At 69.3% G+C, this 17,093-nt stretch carries 21 protein-coding genes and 1 tRNA gene; 10 read left to right on the forward strand and 12 right to left on the reverse strand.

What is annotated here, in order from left to right:
- Window positions 1-175 precede the first annotated feature (175 nt).
- On the forward strand, window positions 176-2,011 hold the full coding sequence (gene rfaE2, locus ABZU74_RS00695; RefSeq protein WP_355416635.1) for a D-glycero-beta-D-manno-heptose 1-phosphate adenylyltransferase: 1,836 nt from the start codon (window positions 176-178) through the stop codon (window positions 2,009-2,011).
- Window positions 2,008-2,886 (forward strand): glycosyltransferase, encoded by an 879-nt coding sequence (locus ABZU74_RS00700; RefSeq protein WP_355416638.1) that lies wholly within the window; start codon window positions 2,008-2,010, stop codon window positions 2,884-2,886. The genes rfaE2 and ABZU74_RS00700 overlap by 4 nt, the downstream gene beginning before the upstream one ends.
- Before the next feature lies 1 nt (window position 2,887).
- Here the strand turns inward: ABZU74_RS00700 and ABZU74_RS00705 are convergent, their stop codons facing one another.
- From ABZU74_RS00705 to ABZU74_RS00715, 3 genes are read right to left on the reverse strand one after another with little or no spacing between them, the layout of a single operon-like run.
- Window positions 2,888-3,994 carry a glycosyltransferase family 9 protein gene (locus tag ABZU74_RS00705; RefSeq protein WP_355416641.1) on the reverse strand — a complete coding sequence of 369 codons (1,107 nt, stop codon included), beginning with the start codon at window positions 3,992-3,994 and terminating at the stop codon, window positions 2,888-2,890.
- An 8-nt stretch (window positions 3,995-4,002) separates the two neighbouring features.
- Window positions 4,003-4,554, reverse strand: coding sequence for an Hsp20/alpha crystallin family protein (locus ABZU74_RS00710; RefSeq protein ID WP_355416644.1), 552 nt, complete (start codon window positions 4,552-4,554; stop codon window positions 4,003-4,005).
- Window positions 4,554-5,057 carry a DUF2231 domain-containing protein gene (locus tag ABZU74_RS00715; RefSeq protein ID WP_355416647.1) on the reverse strand — a complete coding sequence of 168 codons (504 nt, stop codon included), beginning with the start codon at window positions 5,055-5,057 and terminating at the stop codon, window positions 4,554-4,556. Before ABZU74_RS00715 ends, ABZU74_RS00710 begins: the two co-directional genes overlap by 1 nt.
- 166 nt (window positions 5,058-5,223) lie before the next feature.
- Here ABZU74_RS00715 and ABZU74_RS00720 point away from each other — a divergent pair, with 166 nt between their 5' ends.
- Complete coding sequence (locus tag ABZU74_RS00720) at window positions 5,224-5,841, forward strand: pyridoxamine 5'-phosphate oxidase family protein (protein WP_355416650.1); 618 nt, start codon at window positions 5,224-5,226, stop codon at window positions 5,839-5,841.
- On the opposite strand, the gene ABZU74_RS00725 is transcribed toward ABZU74_RS00720, so the two are convergent.
- From ABZU74_RS00725 to ABZU74_RS00735, 3 genes are all read right to left on the reverse strand, one after another.
- The gene (locus ABZU74_RS00725) at window positions 5,832-6,476 is read right to left on the reverse strand and encodes a hypothetical protein (RefSeq protein WP_355416653.1); all 645 of its coding nucleotides are present in this window, start codon (window positions 6,474-6,476) and stop codon (window positions 5,832-5,834) included. The genes ABZU74_RS00720 and ABZU74_RS00725 overlap by 10 nt on opposite strands.
- 98 nt (window positions 6,477-6,574) lie before the next feature.
- Window positions 6,575-7,126, reverse strand: a complete 552-nt coding sequence (locus ABZU74_RS00730) for a DUF4240 domain-containing protein (protein WP_355416656.1) — start codon at window positions 7,124-7,126, stop codon at window positions 6,575-6,577.
- A 60-nt stretch (window positions 7,127-7,186) separates the two neighbouring features.
- The gene (locus ABZU74_RS00735) at window positions 7,187-7,576 is read right to left on the reverse strand and encodes a VOC family protein (RefSeq protein ID WP_355416659.1); all 390 of its coding nucleotides are present in this window, start codon (window positions 7,574-7,576) and stop codon (window positions 7,187-7,189) included.
- Between the two features lie 81 nt (window positions 7,577-7,657).
- On the opposite strand from ABZU74_RS00735, the gene ABZU74_RS00740 reads away from it, so the two are divergent.
- The 3 genes from ABZU74_RS00740 (at window position 7,658) to ABZU74_RS00750 (ending at window position 9,566) form a co-directional block, all read left to right on the forward strand.
- A complete protein-coding gene (locus ABZU74_RS00740; protein WP_355416662.1) occupies window positions 7,658-8,302 on the forward strand; it encodes a class I SAM-dependent methyltransferase in 645 nt (214 codons plus the stop codon).
- Between the two features lie 90 nt (window positions 8,303-8,392).
- Entirely contained in the window at window positions 8,393-9,268 is an 876-nt protein-coding gene (locus ABZU74_RS00745; protein ID WP_355416665.1) for a patatin-like phospholipase family protein, read from the forward strand.
- 79 nt (window positions 9,269-9,347) lie between these two features.
- Window positions 9,348-9,566, forward strand: coding sequence for a hypothetical protein (locus ABZU74_RS00750; protein ID WP_355416668.1), 219 nt, complete (start codon window positions 9,348-9,350; stop codon window positions 9,564-9,566).
- A gap of 22 nt (window positions 9,567-9,588) precedes the next feature.
- Here ABZU74_RS00750 and ABZU74_RS00755 read toward each other — a convergent pair whose 3' ends face one another.
- Window positions 9,589-10,023 carry a DUF6228 family protein gene (locus tag ABZU74_RS00755; protein ID WP_355416671.1) on the reverse strand — a complete coding sequence of 145 codons (435 nt, stop codon included), beginning with the start codon at window positions 10,021-10,023 and terminating at the stop codon, window positions 9,589-9,591.
- Between the two features lie 612 nt (window positions 10,024-10,635).
- Here ABZU74_RS00755 and ABZU74_RS00760 point away from each other — a divergent pair.
- On the forward strand, window positions 10,636-10,935 hold the full coding sequence (locus ABZU74_RS00760) for a hypothetical protein (RefSeq protein WP_355416674.1): 300 nt from the start codon (window positions 10,636-10,638) through the stop codon (window positions 10,933-10,935).
- A gap of 81 nt (window positions 10,936-11,016) precedes the next feature.
- On the forward strand, window positions 11,017-11,151 hold the full coding sequence (locus ABZU74_RS00765) for a hypothetical protein (protein ID WP_355416677.1): 135 nt from the start codon (window positions 11,017-11,019) through the stop codon (window positions 11,149-11,151).
- Window positions 11,152-11,530: 379 nt separating this feature from the next.
- Here the strand turns inward: ABZU74_RS00765 and ABZU74_RS00770 are convergent, their stop codons facing one another.
- Both ABZU74_RS00770 and ABZU74_RS00775 read right to left on the reverse strand, forming a co-directional pair.
- Entirely contained in the window at window positions 11,531-12,013 is a 483-nt protein-coding gene (locus tag ABZU74_RS00770; RefSeq protein WP_355416680.1) for a hypothetical protein, read from the reverse strand.
- 532 nt (window positions 12,014-12,545) lie between these two features.
- Complete coding sequence (locus tag ABZU74_RS00775) at window positions 12,546-12,785, reverse strand: hypothetical protein (protein ID WP_355416683.1); 240 nt, start codon at window positions 12,783-12,785, stop codon at window positions 12,546-12,548.
- A 494-nt stretch (window positions 12,786-13,279) separates the two neighbouring features.
- Here ABZU74_RS00775 and ABZU74_RS00780 point away from each other — a divergent pair, with 494 nt between their 5' ends.
- Window positions 13,280-13,924, forward strand: a complete 645-nt coding sequence (locus ABZU74_RS00780) for a hypothetical protein (RefSeq protein ID WP_355416686.1) — start codon at window positions 13,280-13,282, stop codon at window positions 13,922-13,924.
- Window positions 13,925-13,976: 52 nt separating this feature from the next.
- Here ABZU74_RS00780 and ABZU74_RS00785 read toward each other — a convergent pair whose 3' ends face one another.
- From ABZU74_RS00785 to ABZU74_RS00795, 3 genes are all read right to left on the reverse strand, one after another.
- Window positions 13,977-14,234 (reverse strand): hypothetical protein, encoded by a 258-nt coding sequence (locus tag ABZU74_RS00785; RefSeq protein ID WP_355416689.1) that lies wholly within the window; start codon window positions 14,232-14,234, stop codon window positions 13,977-13,979.
- Window positions 14,231-14,755, reverse strand: coding sequence for a UTRA domain-containing protein (locus ABZU74_RS00790; RefSeq protein ID WP_355416692.1), 525 nt, complete (start codon window positions 14,753-14,755; stop codon window positions 14,231-14,233). The genes ABZU74_RS00785 and ABZU74_RS00790 overlap by 4 nt, the downstream gene beginning before the upstream one ends.
- A 247-nt stretch (window positions 14,756-15,002) precedes the next feature.
- Window positions 15,003-15,076, reverse strand: a tRNA-Thr gene (locus ABZU74_RS00795).
- 144 nt (window positions 15,077-15,220) lie between these two features.
- Between ABZU74_RS00795 and ABZU74_RS00800 the strand changes: the two genes are divergently transcribed.
- Window positions 15,221-16,963, forward strand: coding sequence for a metallophosphoesterase (locus ABZU74_RS00800; protein WP_355416695.1), 1,743 nt, complete (start codon window positions 15,221-15,223; stop codon window positions 16,961-16,963).
- The last annotated feature ends 130 nt before the right edge of the window (window positions 16,964-17,093 follow it).

Below are 17,093 nucleotides of genomic sequence, written 5' to 3' on the forward strand. Positions count from 1 at the left end.
GTACATCTCCTTTCCGGGGTTCCTCAATCCCCTTCCCGCCCTCAAACGCCCGAAACAGGTCGGACAGGCTCGGACCGGTTCGGACCGGTCACGACCCGTCGAACGGGGCCTGACCAGCGGCGGGGTCGGCCGCCCCGCAGGTTTGTCGGGCAGGCCGCTGGGGACCCGGGGAGGCATGGCAGGAGCAGCAGCGGAACAGCGCCGGCTCGCCACCGTCGTGGAGAGCTGGCTCGGACGCCCAGTCCTGATCGTCGGTGACGCCATGCTGGACGAATGGCGGTTCGCCGACTCCGACCGGCTCTGCCGGGAGGCGCCCGCCCCCGTCCTCACCCTGCGCCGCCGGATCTCCGCCGCCGGTGGGGCCGCGAACACCGCCGTCAACGTGGCCGCTCTCGGCGGCCGGGCGGTACTGGTGGCACCTGTCGGCGCCGACGTCGCCGGCGACGAACTCCACGACTGCCTGGACCGCGCGAGCGTCTGGGACCGCACTGTCAACCAACCCGGGCGGCCCACCCCGGTCAAGCGGCGGATGCTGGCCGGCAACCAGATCCTGCTGCGGGAAGACTCCGGCGGCCCGGAGGACTCCCTGGACCACGATGGGGTGGCCCGGCTGCTCACCGCCCTGAGCTGCGCCACCGAGGAGTTGCGCGCCGCCACCGGTGGGCAGGCGCCGACCCTTGTGGTCTGCGACTACGGCCTGGGCGCGCTGCCCGCGCCGGTCCGCGCGTGGCTGGTCGAGAACCGCCAGCGGTACGCCACAGTCGCGCTGGACGCCCACGACCTGGCCGACTGGCGGGGCCTCGCGCCGACAGTGGTCACCCCCAGCTTCGCCGAGGCGACCCGGCTGTTGGCTCGCGCGGGCGGTACGACCCGACCGACCGGCGGGACCGAACTGCACCTGGAACACCCGGACGGCGACCCGGCCGACGGCCCCTCCGAGATGACAGCGGGCGCGGCCCCGGGCGCGGTACGCGCCGACGACGTGACCGCCGAGTTGGCCCGGGCCGACCGCCCGGGACCGGTCGGTGAGCCCACCCCGGGCGAGGGGCGGGTGGCCCTCACCGGTGACGGGCTCAGCGTCACCGGCACCGGCGTCACAGTGAACACCCGGGCCGGAGAGGGCGTCGACAGGGCCGTCCTGGCCGAGTCGCGGCTGGCCGAACTGCGGGCGCACACCGGCGCCGACGTGGTCGCGGTGACCCTGGACACCGAGGGCGCGGTGGTCGGGGGCGCCGACGGGGAGCCCCGACGCAGCCACAGCACCCCGGTGCCGGCGAGCCACGCCGTGGGGGCCGGCGACGCGTACCTGGCGGCGATGACGTTGGCCCTGGCCGCCGACGCGCCCCTGCCCACCGCCGCCCAACTCGCCCAACTGGCGGCCACCATCACCGTCTCGGACACCGGCACCTGCGTGTGCCGACGGGACGACCTGCTGGCCGCGCTGGACCAGCCGACCGACACCACGAGCCACCCGGCGCTGGTCGGCGGCGACGAGTTGGACGCGATCGTCGCCGAATACCGCGAGGCGGGACGGTCGGTGGTCTTCACCAACGGCTGCTTCGACGTGCTGCACCGCGGGCACGTGCGCTACCTGGAGCAGGCCCGCGCGTTGGGTGACCTGCTCATCGTGGCGGTCAACTCGGACGGCAGCGTACGACGACTCAAGGGCCCGGACCGGCCGGTCAACCCGGTCGAGGACCGGGGCGCCCTGCTCGCCGCGCTCGCCTGCGTGGACCACGTGGTGGTCTTCGAGGAGGACTCACCCGCCGCGCTCATCGAAGCCGTCCGGCCCGACGTGTACGTCAAGGGCGGCGACTATCCACCGGAGCTGGTGCCGGAGGCGCCGCTGGTACGCCGGCTGGGCGGTCAGGTACGCACCCTGGGGTACGTGCCGGACCGGTCCACCTCCGCGATCATCGAGCGGATCCGTTCACACAGCCAGGACCCGTCGCCACACGTCGACGACCGGGAGCCTGACCCGTCGCTGCGCACCCGCACCCAGGCGTCGTGAACCGCCCTCTCGACCTCGGCACCCCGGAGGAGTTCCGCGCCGACCGGCTGGTCGACGTGCTGATTCCGACCCGGAACCGGCCCGCCGAGCTGGCCGTCACACTGGGCGGGCTCGCCGCCCAGGACGGGGTACCCGGCTTCGGGGTGGTCGTCAGCGACCAGTCCGACGGTGATCCGGCGTACGCGCATCCCGCCGCGGCCACGATGGTTCGGGCGTTGCGGCACCGGGGTCACCCGGTGCTGCTCACCCGCCGGCTGCCCCGGCGAGGGCTGGCCGAACACCGGGCGTACCTGCTCGCCACGTCCGCCGCCCGGTACGTCCTCAGCCTCGACGACGACATCTGGCTGGAACCGGGTGCGCTGCACCGACTGGTCACCGCGATCGGGGAGCTGGGCTGCGGGTTCGTCGGGAACGGCGTACACGGCCTCTCGTACACCGACGACGTCCGGCCGGAATCGCACTGCCACTACGAGGAGTGGGCCGGCCCACCCACACCGGAGCGGATCCGACCCGACACCCCGCAGTGGAACCGGGCCCGGATCCATTCGGCCGCGAACCTGCTGCACATCACCGAGCGGTTGGCGCTGCCGCCGGGCGCGTGGCGGGCGTACAAGGTCTCCTGGATCGGCGGGTGCGTGCTCTACGACCGGGCCAAGCTCGTCGACGCCGGTGGCTTCGACTTCTGGCGTCGGGTCCAGGAGAAGCACCAGGGCGAGGACGTGGCGGCCCAACTCGCCGTGTTGTCCCGCTACGGCGGCGCGGGCATCCTGCCCAGCGGCGCGTACCACCTGGAGTCGCCCACCACTGTCACCGACCGGGACGTGGAGGCGTGGGAGGTCGTCCTCGCCGACGAGGACACCCCGCAGCCGGCTTGACCTACGGGGTGAGCAACTCCCGGGCGGCTTCCACCACCTCGCTCACCGGAACGTCGATGACGAAGGAATCCCGGTGCGGGCACTCACCGTCGCCGGGCCGGTGCGGATAGATGCCCGGTGTGCAGTCGACCCCGCAGACCGGGCAGTGCACCGTCCACGAGCTGATCGGCCGGTGCCGGCCCCGCAGCGGGCTGGCGCCGTTGATCAGGTTGCCGACCCAGAAGATCCCCACCGTGGGCGCGCCCACCGCAGCCGCCAGGTGCAGCGGGCCGGTGTCGTTCGAGACGACCAACGCGCAGTCGGCGTAGCAGCCCACCAGCCCGCCCAGGCTGAGCGTGCCCACCTGAGGGCGCACCGGCACCTGCGCCGCGGCGACGACCCGGTCCACCACCTCCTGCTCGGAGGGCGTGCCGGTGACCAGCACCTCGTAGCCGTCCTCGTGCAGCGCCCCGGCCACCTCGGCGAAGCGCTCGGCGGGCCAGCGTCGGCGGCTGTCGGTGGCGCCCGGATGCAGCGCCACCCGGGGACGCCCCGCCGGGCCGAGCACCCGGGCGGCCTCGGCCCGGTCGGCGTCGGTCACCGCCAGCGTCGGCGTGATGGTGGTGGCCGGCGCCCCCACCAGCGCCACCACCTCCAGGTAGCGGATCACCTCGTGCTGGTAGTAGACGTAGCGGAGCCACCGGTCCAGCGGCGGCGCGTCTTCGGCGCGCAGACCGACAGTCACCCGGGCACCGAGCCGACTGACCAGGGGGTTGGAGTTGGCGCCGCCACCGTGGATCTGCACCGCCACGTCGAAGCCCACCGCGGCGGCGGCGGCCACGAAGTCGTCCATCGACGACTCCGGCTCACCCGGCTCCGCCGTACGGATGCCGGGCGCCGGCGGCACCACCAGCACCCGGTCCACCGGGCCGGGCCGGTCGCGCCAGAGCTTCGCGTGCCACGGCGCACCGAGCAACACGATCTCCGCCGAGGGGTACGCGCTGCGCAACGCGTCAAGCGCCGGCAGGGTGAAGATGAAGTCGCCGAGCGCGTTGGCGCGCAGCACGGCGATCCGCCGTACGTCGGGAAGACGCTCGGCGGTCGGGCCGAGCACGGACGAGGTGACCACCCGGCCCGCTACGGCCGGTCGATCTCGCCAGCGGTGTCCGGGCGGTGCAGCTCCCGGTCCGCGGCGGGATCGGCTGGCATCGGCGTACCCGTGGAGAGGTCGCCGGAGCGCGGCCCGGTGCGACCCACGGTGATGGTGCGCGGCGCGGGCCGGGTCGCCCGAGGCAGACGGACCCGGAGCAGGCCGTGGTCCATCACCGCGTCGATGGCGTCCGGCTCGACCCGCGCCGGCAGGTTGACCCGGTACTCGAAGCCGCGCGTCTCGAAGCCGCCGGGGATGCCCTGGTCGGCGTTGACCTCCGCCTCCGAGCGGGCCCGCACGCACAGCTCGCGGTCGTCCAACTCGACCGCCACCTCCTCCGGCGCCACCCCGGGCAGCCGGACGACGACCTCCCAGCCGTCCGAGGTCTCGGTCAACTCGACGTCGGACGTCCCGCCGCGACCACCGACCAGGCGGCTCAACTCGGCGCGCAGCGACTGCAACTCGCCCATCGGGTCCCAGCCCTGCTGCCGGCTGCCACGCCACCCCCGGCCGAAGCCGCCGAACTGCTGCTCGCTCATCACACCTCTCCGATCCGCTGGGTGGCCGCCGGTGGCCGTAGTGAACTGGGCGCGTCCAGGCCGGCGTCGCTGTCGACGCCCACACCGAGCCGGTCGACCAGCTCACCGCCGAGCCAGGCGCTGATGCCGAGGATCGCCACCGCGACCACCTCGATGGCGACCAACGCGCCGCCCGCGGCCCGCGAGTCCGCGTTGAGCCGCACCGCCCACACGGCGGCGAAGAGCAGGATCACCGCGACGTTGGCGCTGGCGTGCAGCAGACCCACCCGCTTGGCGCGGGTGCCGGTCGGGATCGCCAGCAGGTCGAACGAACCGGCCGCCGCGGCGAGCAGGCCACCGATCAGGCCGACGGTGATGTTCCAGTACGCGACCTCGCCGAGGAAGTCGGGACCACCCACGGTGTCCACCACGTCGAACAGCACCGCCGTGGCCAGCAGCGCGACCGGGAACATGACAAGCATCGGATGGACTGGGTGACCCAGCACCTTGAGTCGGCTCTCCATCTCCCGGCCTCCACTGGTAGGCGTCCTGCGGAACGGTCTCCTGCGGCGAGCGCGTCGGGTGAGGCCGTACCCCCGGCAACCAGGCACAAACCTCGCGCTGGTCACGGCGGCCTAGGCTGACGACGGTGGTGCCCGCCACCGGGTCAACGGCTGAGAGAGGACCAACGTGACGGTGGAGATCACCTCGCCCGAGGAGTTGCGCGAGCTGCTCGGCGAACCGAACGCGCGGGCCGCCAACAAGGACCGCACCCGCCTGCACGAGCGGGACCGCGAGTGGCTGGGGGCCTCGCCGTTCTGCCTGCTGGCCACGGCCGGCGCGGACGGCAGCTGCGACGTCTCCCCCAAGGGCGACCCGGCCGGGTTCACACTGGTGCTGGACGACACGACCATCGCCCTGCCCGAGCGGCCCGGCAACAGGCGGGCCGACGGCTACCGCAACATCCTCGACAACCCGCACGTCGGGTTGCTCTTCCTGATCCCCGGGCGGACCGACACGCTACGGATCAACGGGCGGGCACGTCTGGTCAGCGACGCGCCCTGGTTCGACGACATGGTAGTCAAGGGGCACCGGCCGGTGCTCGCCGTGATGGTGGAGATCGAGCAGATCTTCTACCACTGCGCGAAGGCGTTCCTGCGGTCCTCGCTGTGGCGGCCGGAGACCTGGCAGCCCGAGGCACTGCCGTCCCGGGCCCGCCTGATCAAGGAGGTCGAGGCGCCGACGGAGAGCCTCGAAGACCTGGAACGGCACTACGGCCCGGAGTACGCCACGAAGATCTACGTCTGATCCGGCTGCTTACCTAGACCTGCTGGGGGAACATGCCCGCCGTCGGGCCGGACGGCCTCGGCCGGATACGACGGATCCTGCTCCCCGCGCCGCCACCGGAAGTAGGCGTTGGCGGGTGGGAGTGCGAGCAGGACGAGGGCGACCAGCAGCGCGGGCGACGCCACGAACCCCGACACGGTGCTGACCGGCTCGGCCCACCCGGGCATCAGTTGAGCGGCGACCGCCTCGACCCGGCTCCCATCGGGGCTCGCCGGGGTGTCGTCGCCGCCGGCCGCGAAGAAGATGAGGGTCAGGAACAGCCAACCGGCCGACACCGCCACCGTCACGCCGCCGACCACCCAGGTGACGATCCGGGTCCAGTTCCGACCGGTGAGATTGGCCAGCGCCAGCGCCAGCACGACGAGGGCGGTCAACGCCACGACCAGACCGACGGCCATGAGGAACACCATCGGCAGGGCAGCGAAGCCACTCGACGTGCCCACCTGCTCGTGCGCCCTCAGGTAGGTGTTCTCGTGAACGGCCTCGGCCGCCACCTGCGCGAGCCGGGCGAGGCCACTCAGCCCCAGCAGCACACTGGACGCGACGACGACGCGCCGCCCTGGTCGGACCGGCGTTCCTGGAACCCCCGTGGTCATGAGCGGATGCTAACCGCGCGTCAGGTCCACCTGCTGTCCCCGGTGAAGGCGGATCTCCCACCGGTGTGGCCGGCCCGGGTTGATTCCGACGATCACGCTCAGACGGACCAGCCGGCCCGATTGCCGAACGACTCCCGGGAAATCCCAGAGGCGGTCTCCGGCCACGAACCGAACCGATCGTTGTGCAGGTGCGCGAAGAGGTAACAAATCCCTTCGCAGTCGGCGTCCAGCAGCGCCATCGCGGGGTTGGCGCGGACCGCCTCGTAGTACGCCCGCCCCAGGGCGACGATGAACCCTCGCGCATAGAGGAAGCCGTCGTCGGACCCGTCGGTCACCTCGTGGATGTCCTCCCGATCGATGTCGTGCAGCTTGCGCTCCACCACCCGGTCGAGGTCGGTCAGCTCCTGCCCGGTCAGCTCCGCGGTCAGGTGCCCGAGACGGTCCAGGAAGGCATCAAGCCAGGCGTCGATGGCGTAGGCCGGGCCGTCGCCGTCGTCGTCGTCATCCGCGGGGTCGCGCTCGATGAGGGCCTGCCGCAGCGCCAGGGGCTCGGCGCCCAACTCGGCCCAGGCCGCTTCGATCAGGGCCCACAGCCGGGCCTCGTCGGCAGGGGTGGGCAACGTCCCGGGGGCATCGGTGGTCACGGTCACCGCCGGACCGTATCGACCGGCACCGACACTTCTGTCTCGCTCGCGACCATCCCCGCACGATCACTCGGGGGTGGCCGACACCATCCACAGGTGACCGTCCGGATCGGCGACGAGGGCCGCGTACCCCCAGGGTTGCGCTGCCGGCTCGGTGACCACCTCGCCGCCGGCGGCGCGCGCCCGTTCGGTGATCGCGTCCGCGTCGGCGGGCGCGGCGACGCTGACGCTGAGCACGCACTCGCTGACTCCCCGCGCGGCGACCTCGTGCCGGCCGATCACCCAACCGAAGCCCCCGGTCGGAATCAGCATCAGCCGCAGACCCTCGTTCACCACGAACTGCAACGGCTCGGGGAGGCCGTCGTCGGCCAACTCACCCTCGGCGTCCAGGCCGAGACCATCGCGGTAGAAGCGGTACGAGGTCGCGCGGTCCGCGATCGGCAAGCTGATGGTCATCGGAGCGAAGGTCATGGACGATTCCTCCCACGGACGGATGAGGCAGACAGGTAAGTCTGCCGCTGATCTAGCGTTGCCGCCATGAGCATCGACGGTTGGCTGGCAGACACCCGTACCTCCTACGACACGGTCGCGGTCAGTTACGCGCATCTGGTCCGCGACCTGCTGGCGGAAGCGCCGCACGAACGGGCGGCCCTCGCGTCGTTCGCCGAACTGGTGGCCGCCGTCGGTGGCGGACCGGTCGCCGACGTCGGCTGCGGGACGGGTCGCATCACCGCCCACCTGCACACACTCGGCGTCGACGCCTTCGGGATCGATCTCTCACCCGGGATGATCGAAGTGGCTCGCCGTGATCACCCTGAGCTGAGGTTCGAGATCGGCTCGATGACCGACCTCGATCTGGCTGATGGCTCGGTGGCCGGCCTGGTCGCCTGGTACTCCCTCATCCACATCCCCGACGACGACATCGACGTCGTGTTCGCGCACTTCCGGCGGGTGGTCCGTCCCGGCGGTCCCCTGCTGCTCGGCTTCCACGTGGGCGACGAGACGACGCTCAAGACGGAGGGCTACGGCGGCCATCCGATGAACGTGCAGGTCCATCGTCGACAGCCGGCCCAGATGGCGGGCTGGCTGCGCGAGCACGGTTTCACCATCGACTCGCAGACGACAGTCACCTCGGCGGAGAGCCGACTCGGCGGAATCATCGTCGGCCGACGGGAACCTTGAGCAACACCGCGCCCGTTGTCGATCCACCGTCACCACTGTTAACCTAAACTGCGTACAGCGTTAGCAGTATTCGACCGAATGAGGCGACTGATGACGGACGACGCGCGGCCCGTCTGGGTGCTCGGTGGCGGTGGAGTAGCTGGCATCGCCTGGGAGGTCGGCATCCTCGCCGGGCTTGCCGACGAGGGGGTGACCGTGACCCCGGAAGCCGTCCTCATCGGCACCAGCTCCGGTGCCGTCGTGGGTGCCCAGCTCGCCAGCGGCACCCCCCTGGCGGAACTCTTCGAGCGCCAGCGCGGCGGCGTCGCCCACGAGACCTCCCCCGCCCTGCGCCTGCTCGACCTGCTTCGGCTCGCCCGGGCACAACTGTTCGCGCGCAGCCCCGAGCAGGCCGCTCGCCGCCTCGGTCGACTCGCCCTCGCCGCACGCATCGACGACCCGGCCCGGCAGCGCCGGATAGCCGAGGCTCGACTGCCCGACCACGCCTGGCGGGACGACGCCGACCTTCGCATCGTGGTCGTCGACACCGAGACGGGCGCCAGCCGCACCATCACCCGGCACGACGGCGTACCCCTGGTGGACGCCGTCGCCGCGAGCTGCGCCATGCCGATCTCCGCCGCCCCGGTTGCCATCAACGGCCGCCGCTACATGGACGGCGGCATGCGGTCGACCCTCAACCTCGATCTCGCCCCCGGAAACGGCCCGGTCATCGCCCTCGCGCCGAGCACCGCAGCGATCGGGCCGTGGGCGCGCATCGACAAGCAGCGAGCCGCGCTGGGCACTGGTCGCCGGGTGGAGCTGCTGCTCCGCGACCAAGCCTCCAAACGCGCTCAGGGAACCAGCGTGATGGACCGGTCCGTCGTACCTGCGCTCGTTGCCGCAGCCCGCGAGCAGGGCCGACGTGAGGCGTCGCGGATGGCCGCTGCACTCGGGGAGCCAGCGCCGGGGCGGGAAACCCGAAGCTGACGCCCCGGGCTGCGGCCGGCGGATCCAAAGACGACGGGGACGATGGCCGGTCTGGGCCTCCACTACATAGTGTCGGCTCGTGGTCGACACTGATGAGGCGATCCAGATCGCGATGCGACTCCTGGCCGCCCGCCTCGCCGAGCGTCAGGATCTGCGCGATCCGCCGAGCGTGCAGGAGGTGACCATCGAGCAGGTGGCGACCGTGACCGGTGTGCGGCGTTGCCACGTCGTGAGTTTTGGGTGGCCGCTACGGGTGGCTGTCGATCAGGAAACGGGCGACGCCGACATGCTGCGGTAAGAGCCGTCCGATGCGATCGCTGCTACGTGCGGAGGAAGTGTGTGAGGTCGCCGGCAAAGCGGCTCAGCTCCTCGCCCGCTTCGAGGACGAAGACCGCTCTGGCGGACCAGGCCGTGTCGTCCCGGTCGGGGCCGGGAGCCCGAAAAGTCACGCCCAGCGACACGTGGCCTCGACCGTCGTGCCGAGCGTCGATGACCAGCTCGCGTTCCATCGATGTCCAGGTACGGGTACCACTCCAACCTTCCCAATCGGCCGCGAGGCTTTTCACGAACCCGGGCAGCGTCGTGTCGAGGGGAGCGTGCAGCCCATCGACCTTGGCGACCGTCGACGCTGTCATGCCCAGCTCGTGCAACTCCGTCGCGATCGTGTAGACGTAGCCGTCGCCGTACGGATCTTGCGGGGGATGAACAAGCCAACGCTGGTCGCCAGACCTCTGAAGGACGAACGGTTCGCTCATGGTGATTCGCAGTATGCCCACCTCGGCGGTGACACGGCCTCCCGGCGGACCGGGTGACGACTCGAGAAACGGCAAAGCCCCGGCCACTATTCAGCGGTCTCTGCGAAACCACGAAACCCGATGCGCGGAAGGCATCGGCAGTGGCTCGTCGTACGAGTACACCTCAAGGTCCGCCAACTGGCCCTCATGGACGAACAGCAAGATTCCGCCAATCGACTTGCCTCGATCGTCGAACACGATGCCTTCCGCTGGTACCGGACTCGTCGCACTGGAGGCCGGCAGGTGTCGACCTTGCGGCCAAAGCCAGATCGTGCCACAGCCACAGCCACAACCCGGCTGAGCCAGGACGACCCGCGACTGCATCCGAAGTTCACTCGCGCCGGGAAAGTCCTGCGCCAGCAGCGCATGCAGGACCGCGGCCTCCTCTGGTGACAGCGGCCGAGGATCTGGGCGATCTGGATCCACGGGCGTAAGACTACGGCGGCATCTCGCTACAAGCTCCGTGCGTCGCGTCCGCACCTGTCCAGCAACGGCCGCACGCCCGGAGCAAGGAAAAGGCGTCGGACGCGCGTCCAGGCGGTCTAAAGGCAGGCTTGCAGACACAATCACTCGGTGTTCGACTTTGGTATTGCGGGCTATCAGCCGCGCTGGCTGCACGACCGCAATGCGATAGCCACCGCCCACGGGCGCCGCTTGGCGGCCCTAACCGGTCAGACCCTGCATCACGTCTGGCTGGTCTGGGATCTCGACGATGATGAGTGGTTTCCCGACTGTCCGGTGCTGCTCGCGTTCGACGACGACCAGGTGGAAATCAACCACCAGAGGTTTGACGACCTCTCCGTCACCTTCAATCGGATCGACCCTGCTCAGCCCGTTTTCTGGCCGACCTCCGACGGCTTCTCGCTTGCCTAGCGTGCCGAGCCGCTGTCGGTGCTTGCTGCGCTTCGGGGCCAGCAGCGGTCACGCCGAACTGCTTGAGTGGGTCGGGGAGACATGGCAGACGGCAGTCTCGCTATCGGTTTCACCTTCACCAGCGGGCAGCTGACGGTCTACAACGCCTTGGACGAGAATGGCCTGCAGTTCGACCCACCCGGTCAGAAGTGGCGACAACACCCGCTCGCCGGTTAGGCGCGTGAGGAGATCGTCTAGCAGGAGTTGTCACCCACGTCCTGACGTGGCCGGCAGCCGAACACGGGATGAGTAGCTTGGCTGCTCGCCCTGGCGACGGCAAGCAAAAGGTCCAGGGTCATGATTGGCGATCAAGCCGATGACCTGGGCCTTTCAGTGGAGCCGCCTGACGGAATCGAACCGTCGACCTACGCATTACGAGATCAAATTGCCAGTTCCGACGACCTGGGCACATGGGGGTCTAGCAGCGAAAACGCCTCTCGACATCTCACACCACTCCGCCGTCGTCCGTCGACCTATTGCGGACTAGATGCGGATCGCCCCACGGCTGAGAGGGTCGAGCGCGAGTCACCGGACCGACAACCCGCCACCGATCCGGCTACTTCCCCTCGGTCACCCGGAAGGGTGCGTAGCCGATGGGAAGCCGCGTCACTTCCAGGTCACTGAAGATCAAGGTGAGGTCGTGTCCGTTCATCTCAATGCGAACCTCGTGGAAGTCGATCCCGACCCGCTCGGCCCACTCCTGGGCGCGCCGCGAGTCGGCGATCCGCTGCGCTCCGGGGTAGAGGGCCTGCCACCTCACCGCCCACACGTAGCCATCGAGATCCCGCCCGCTCTCCGGGTCTGTCAGCCCTTCGTCCAAGGAACCGCGCCAGGCATCCGGGCTCAGGGCCGTGGTTGCCTCGGCCACGACGCAGCACTTGAAGAGGTAACGGAGGTGCGCCGGCCGGATGCCCGTCCTCGGGTCGGCAGTCGCGTAGTCGACTACCTCGTAGTCGCGCATGTAATCGGTGTAGGCGTGGTACACCACCGCCTGGTCGAAGACTTCGTCCAAGGCCTGGTCCAACTGGCTGATCTCCACGCTGCCCGTTTTACCAGGCACGGCGGCCTTGGGATTAGAAGGAGATCAGGGATGGCTGGTCGCGGTAACCTTCCCCTGCTGAAGGCGTCTGCCGCTGTCGGATCGCGTCGGCCTTGGCCGACATTGTTGGCTGTACGAATGGCTGTACGGCCGCGAAGTGCTGTTGCGGCATGGTGGGAGGATCGGTGGCGCTCAACAAGCGAGGCAGTAGGCCGATCGTTGTCGATGGCAAAGGCTATCGCTGGATCGTCCGCCGGAAGCCGACGTACAGCCAGGGCTTGACCTGGTCGCCGCTGAGATTTGCTGTTGAGCGGACGGATCCGCCTGGCCGCGCCACCCTCGTCGTCCAGCTGGCGTCGCCTCATCCGGCCAACTGGATGAACGCTCCGTCGTCTCCGGTGCTGCCTTCGGCGGTCACCAGCGCTATAAGACAAGCGCTTGACCTTGGGTGGCAGCCGGATCACCCCGGATCGCCTTTCATGCTGGACCTCGGTGATGAGGACCAACTCCCGTAGCCGGCGCAGGCCACCCGTCATTCCGAGTCATCGACCCACTCCATGCTGGGGTCCTCTTCGGCTGGCGACGTTGCGATCACCTGGTCCCACGCGTTGACGATGGCTGCGGCCTGCCGCTCGCTACAGGCCAAGCCACTGAGCAGGGCGTTGTTCTGATAGTCGAGGATCTCGAAGCGCCATCGATCTAGTTCAGGCCGGTGTTCGAGCGTTGCCCAGAAGTGGCCGGAAAGATCGCTGGGGAACACCTCGTCTGGCACGTACCGCTCCTCTGCCTCAAGCCCATCTCCGCCGTGAGTCCGCACATCGTGGAACGGGCCTGTTCGGCTCCGCCCGGACTCGCGGTGGAGGTGGGCGGCCCCATCTCTGTCGAAGAACCCCGCCGGAGGCATCGTTCCGGTCCTTGGCGCAGTCTGTAATTGGCCGGCGCGCCGGCCGATGCCGGCGCTTGCGCCGCCAGCAGGCCGAGCGCGGCCGGCGCGGCCCGCTTGCGGGCCGCCTTGATTCTCAAGAGGTTAATTCGGCAGTGTGCGCCGTGGCAGCGGGTGTCCTGTCACGGGCCATGCTTGACGCTCGTCCTGCACTTGGTCGTGCTCGCTCATCCTGGACCTTCACCCGTATCGTCACGGTCGTGCCCGACGACAACACTCCCGCTCAGAGAGCGCCAGAGCCAAGGCATGAAGCTCTCGGCAGACGAGGGCGATTCGGCGCAGCCACACTCGGACTGACTGCACTAGGTGCTGGCGGAGTAGCGGTGTTTGTGACCGACCTTGAGGCCGGGCCGGTTGCGCTGCTGCTTGTCGGGATGATCTTCCTGTTGATCGCTATGAACGGTCGACTTCCCAGCAGGCTGAAATTCGGCGACAACGAGGCAGCTTGGGAGGCGGTGCAGGAGTACGTCGAGGCCACCGTCGACGACGCCCCGCTGCCGGAGCGACGTGACCTGCTGCATCGGCTCCATGAACTAGCGAAGAACGCCCCACAAGCGACGGGACCGGCGCTAGAGGCCGTTGCATATGAGCAATCGGTTCTCGAAATGCTGCGCGAGATCGCCCATGATGTACGGCCCCAGATCACGACGGAAAGTCGCTCTGGGGCGGGCTCTCGGTTCGACGCGGTGATCACCGGACCGAGCAGCCGCCAGGCCCTTGTCGAGATCAAGCTCCGCGCCAACCGCAGTCGAAGTTGGTATGAGGGCATTTACGAGCAGTTCCTGAGGCACCGGTCAGACTTTGACTCACCCACGCTGTTGTTGATTACGCCTGACCCCATCCACTCAGCCGGACGGGCGTTGATGGCCGAACACAACGATCTGATGATCGTTCAAGTTACCGGGTACGAGGACCTGCAGATTCTGCGTCAGACAGTGCGAGATCTGGTCGGTCCACTCGATAACTGACGGTCCATCATCACCGATAAGCCGTTACACGTCGCGTCGTTCAAGGTCCGGCTCAGGCGATGTCGCCGTGCCAGCGGGTCGTGTCAGAGCTCCCCAGGGTGCTGCCGGCGTGGCGCAGGGCCATGACCTCGGCGTGTGCGGTCGGGTCCCGCAGCTCGATAACGCTGCTGGTCCCTTCACCGACGATCTGGCCTGAGATGACGACGATGGCACCGAACGGGGTTTTCCCCTCGTCCTCCAGCGCGTGGCGCGAGATCTCGATGGCTCTCGCGAGGAACTGCTCATCTTGCGCATCTAGTTGTTTGCTCATCGTCTTGCTCCTTGCCGTCCTGAAGGCTTACCGCCGTTGGACCTGCGCTTGGGCCAGGGCTTGAGTGGGGTGACGAACCGAAGTTCGGTCCGGTCGGCCGGGTACTCGGCGTCGGAAACTTCGACGACTTTCTCGTCGGCGTCCAGGGAGATGCGACGGCAGAGGATGGGGGGAACGCCATCGGACAGCCCCCACAGTTGGGCCTCGGCCGTGGTCGGCATCCGGGCCGTGACTTCGTCAATCATGGTCATGATCTCGATGCCGACCGTGGAGAGCTGATGTTGAGTTCCGCCCGGCCACGGCTCGTTCGCCTCATCGAGCAGCGCAGGATTCGAGCTGACGAGCGCAAGCGGCATGTAGGACACGCTTGACGAGAGAAGGAAGCCGGTCACCCTGTCGGTGGAGTCGTAACGCCGCCGTAGCAACAAATCTGTCGGCTCGATTCGGAACAGGTTGGCCAGGTCCGCGCCCGCCTCGGCCTGGTCGTATTGAGACGTGAACGCCTGCTCGCTGATCTGCATATTGAGGTTAGTCTCGGCCTCTCCGACGGCCGCGCGCTCCGCCTCGGGACGAGCCGCAAGGTCCTTGATGACGCTGGACTTGTACGCAGGTTTCTTCGGTGACGACCTGGACGCGGTCGCCAACCGGCTGGACGAAGCGGTCGCGGCGCGGGATGCGGACTATTTGCGGACTGGCACGTCCGGCGGCGCTGTCGTCGACCTTGGGAAACGGCAGAAGCCCAGGCCGATGACCTGGGCTTCCGTACCGAGCCGCCTGACGGAATCGAACCGTCGACCTACGCATTACGAGTGCGTCGCTCTAGCCGACTGAGCTAAGGCGGCAACGATCAGCAAGTGTACGGCACCCCGGCGGCACCGACCGAACGGGATACCCCCGTCGCGCCGGCCAGCACCAACCGGACATCGGCCGCCATCTGGACGCTTACCGGACAGCGGATGATCGGGGCCGGGACTACGCTGCGGCGGGTGAGCGACGAACGCGACGATTCCCCCCACCCGGAGCGTCCTGACCGCCCGCCGGCCGGTGAACGCGCCGCCCACCGGCCGCGCAGCACCGACCCGCTGGAGTTGGGCTTCACGCCGCGCAAGCCGGTGCCGTGGCTTGCGCCGTTCCTGCTGATCAGCACCGGCATCCGGACGTTGCTGGCGGTGCTCTTCGGGGCGTACCTGGACAAGCGCGAGTTGCAGAACGCGTTCGGCGACGGCGTGTTCCGCCAGGTCGGGCCGGACGGCGGGCTGTGGCTCGACTACGTGGCCGACCTGGGCGACGGCTTCAACGCCACCTACTCGGTGGCGTACCTGCTGGCGCAGCCAGAGCTGACAGTCGACGGGCACCGCCTGCCCCGGGCGCAGACCCTGGTGATGGGCGGCGACCAGGTGTACCCGTCGGCGGCTTACGCCGCGTACGAGGACAGGTGCAAGGGCCCCTACCAGGCCGCCCTGCCGGTGCCGCCGGCCGAGAAGCCGACGCTCTTCGCGGTGCCGGGCAACCACGACTGGTACGACGGTCTCACCGCGTTCCTGCGGTTGTTCGTCCGCTCCCGGGACCGCAACTTCGCGGGCTGGGGCACCGGGCAGTCCCGGTCGTACTTCGCTGTGGAGTTGCCGGCCGGCTGGTGGTTGCTCGGCGTGGACGACCAGTCCGGCTCGTACCTGGACGACCCGCAGCTGGCCTACTTCGACGAGGTGGCCCGGCGGCTCGGTCCGGAGGCGAAGGTGATCATCGCGACGCCTTCGCCGACCTGGGTCAAGGCCGCCGACAACCCCACCGCGTACGACTCGATCGACTACTTCATCCGTACGATCATCGACCCGACCGGGGCGCGGGTGCGACTGCTGATCTCCGGCGACCTGCACCACTACGCCCGCTACTCCGGGCCGGACCGGCAGCTGATCACGTGCGGTGGCGGCGGCGCGTACCTCTATCCCACGCACAAACTGCCGGAGCGCATCGAGGTGCCACCGCGGGACACACTGGCCCGCAAGGCCAGCTCCGCCCAGCCGTACGACCTGGTGGCCCGCTACCCGGACGCGGCGCGGTCCCGGCGCTACGGCTGGGGCATCTTTCCCCGGTTGCCGTTGCGCAATCCCGGCTTCACCACGTTGCTCGGCACCCTGCACACCCTGCTGATGCTGGCCATGGCGGGTGCGACGGCGAACTGGGCCGACAGCACCAACCAGCGGCTGTTCAGCGTTCCGCTGGTGGTGATGGTGCTGGTGACGGTGGTGGCGGCGGCCCTGTTCGCGAAGCCGCCGAGCGCGAGCGGCAAGCGTCACGCGCGGCACTGGATCCTCGGCGTCGGCCACGGCGTGTCGCAGGTGGCTCTGGCGGCCGGCGGCACCTGGGTCTGGTTGGCGCTGCCGTTCTACGACTGGCCGTGGCCGCTGCCGGCGGCCGCCGCCGCGGTGCTCTACGGCCCGGTGATCGGTCTGGTCGCCAGTCAACTGGTGGCGGCGTACCTGCTGGTGGCGGGCTCGTTCGGAGTGAACGTCAACGAGCTCTTCGCCGGCCAGGGCATCGAGGACTCCAAGTCGTTCCTGCGGCTGCGCATCGACCCGGACGGCACGTTGACCATCTACCCGGTGGGTGTGGACCGGGTCTCCCGCGACTGGCAGGTGAACCCCGACCAGTCCCCCACCCGGAGCTGGCTGATCCCGAAAACCCCGCTAACCCCCCACCTGACCGAACCCCCCACAGTCCTCCGCTAACCCACGCACCTCACTCCGCCCCACCCCGCCCACCCTTCGTTGATCATGAAGTTATTGCCTCAACACGCCGCACGAGATGGCAATAACTTCATAATCAACATGGGATGGGCGGACGCCCGGGAGCCGGGCG

Origin of the sequence: Micromonospora sp. NPDC005171 (assembly GCF_040608575.1) — a bacterium.
Lineage (GTDB): Bacteria > Actinomycetota > Actinomycetes > Mycobacteriales > Micromonosporaceae > Micromonospora.

Bases quoted from the DNA above. Each gene is read 5' to 3' on its own strand.
- ABZU74_RS00765 (WP_355416677.1), top strand. From the start codon at position 11,017: ATGGCAGACGGCAGTCTCGCTATCGGTTTCACCTTCACCAGCGGGCAG.
- ABZU74_RS00725 (WP_355416653.1), bottom strand. From the start codon at position 6,476: ATGACCACGGGGGTTCCAGGAACGCCGGTCCGACCAGGGCGGCGCGTC.
- ABZU74_RS00745 (WP_355416665.1), top strand. From the start codon at position 8,393: ATGACGGACGACGCGCGGCCCGTCTGGGTGCTCGGTGGCGGTGGAGTA.
- ABZU74_RS00735 (WP_355416659.1), bottom strand. From the start codon at position 7,576: ATGACCATCAGCTTGCCGATCGCGGACCGCGCGACCTCGTACCGCTTC.
- ABZU74_RS00715 (WP_355416647.1), bottom strand. From the start codon at position 5,057: ATGGAGAGCCGACTCAAGGTGCTGGGTCACCCAGTCCATCCGATGCTT.
- ABZU74_RS00755 (WP_355416671.1), bottom strand. From the start codon at position 10,023: ATGAGCGAACCGTTCGTCCTTCAGAGGTCTGGCGACCAGCGTTGGCTT.
- ABZU74_RS00710 (WP_355416644.1), bottom strand. From the start codon at position 4,554: ATGAGCGAGCAGCAGTTCGGCGGCTTCGGCCGGGGGTGGCGTGGCAGC.
- ABZU74_RS00740 (WP_355416662.1), top strand. From the start codon at position 7,658: ATGAGCATCGACGGTTGGCTGGCAGACACCCGTACCTCCTACGACACG.
- ABZU74_RS00785 (WP_355416689.1), bottom strand. From the start codon at position 14,234: ATGAGCAAACAACTAGATGCGCAAGATGAGCAGTTCCTCGCGAGAGCC.
- rfaE2 (WP_355416635.1), top strand. From the start codon at position 176: ATGGCAGGAGCAGCAGCGGAACAGCGCCGGCTCGCCACCGTCGTGGAG.
- ABZU74_RS00790 (WP_355416692.1), bottom strand. From the start codon at position 14,755: ATGCAGATCAGCGAGCAGGCGTTCACGTCTCAATACGACCAGGCCGAG.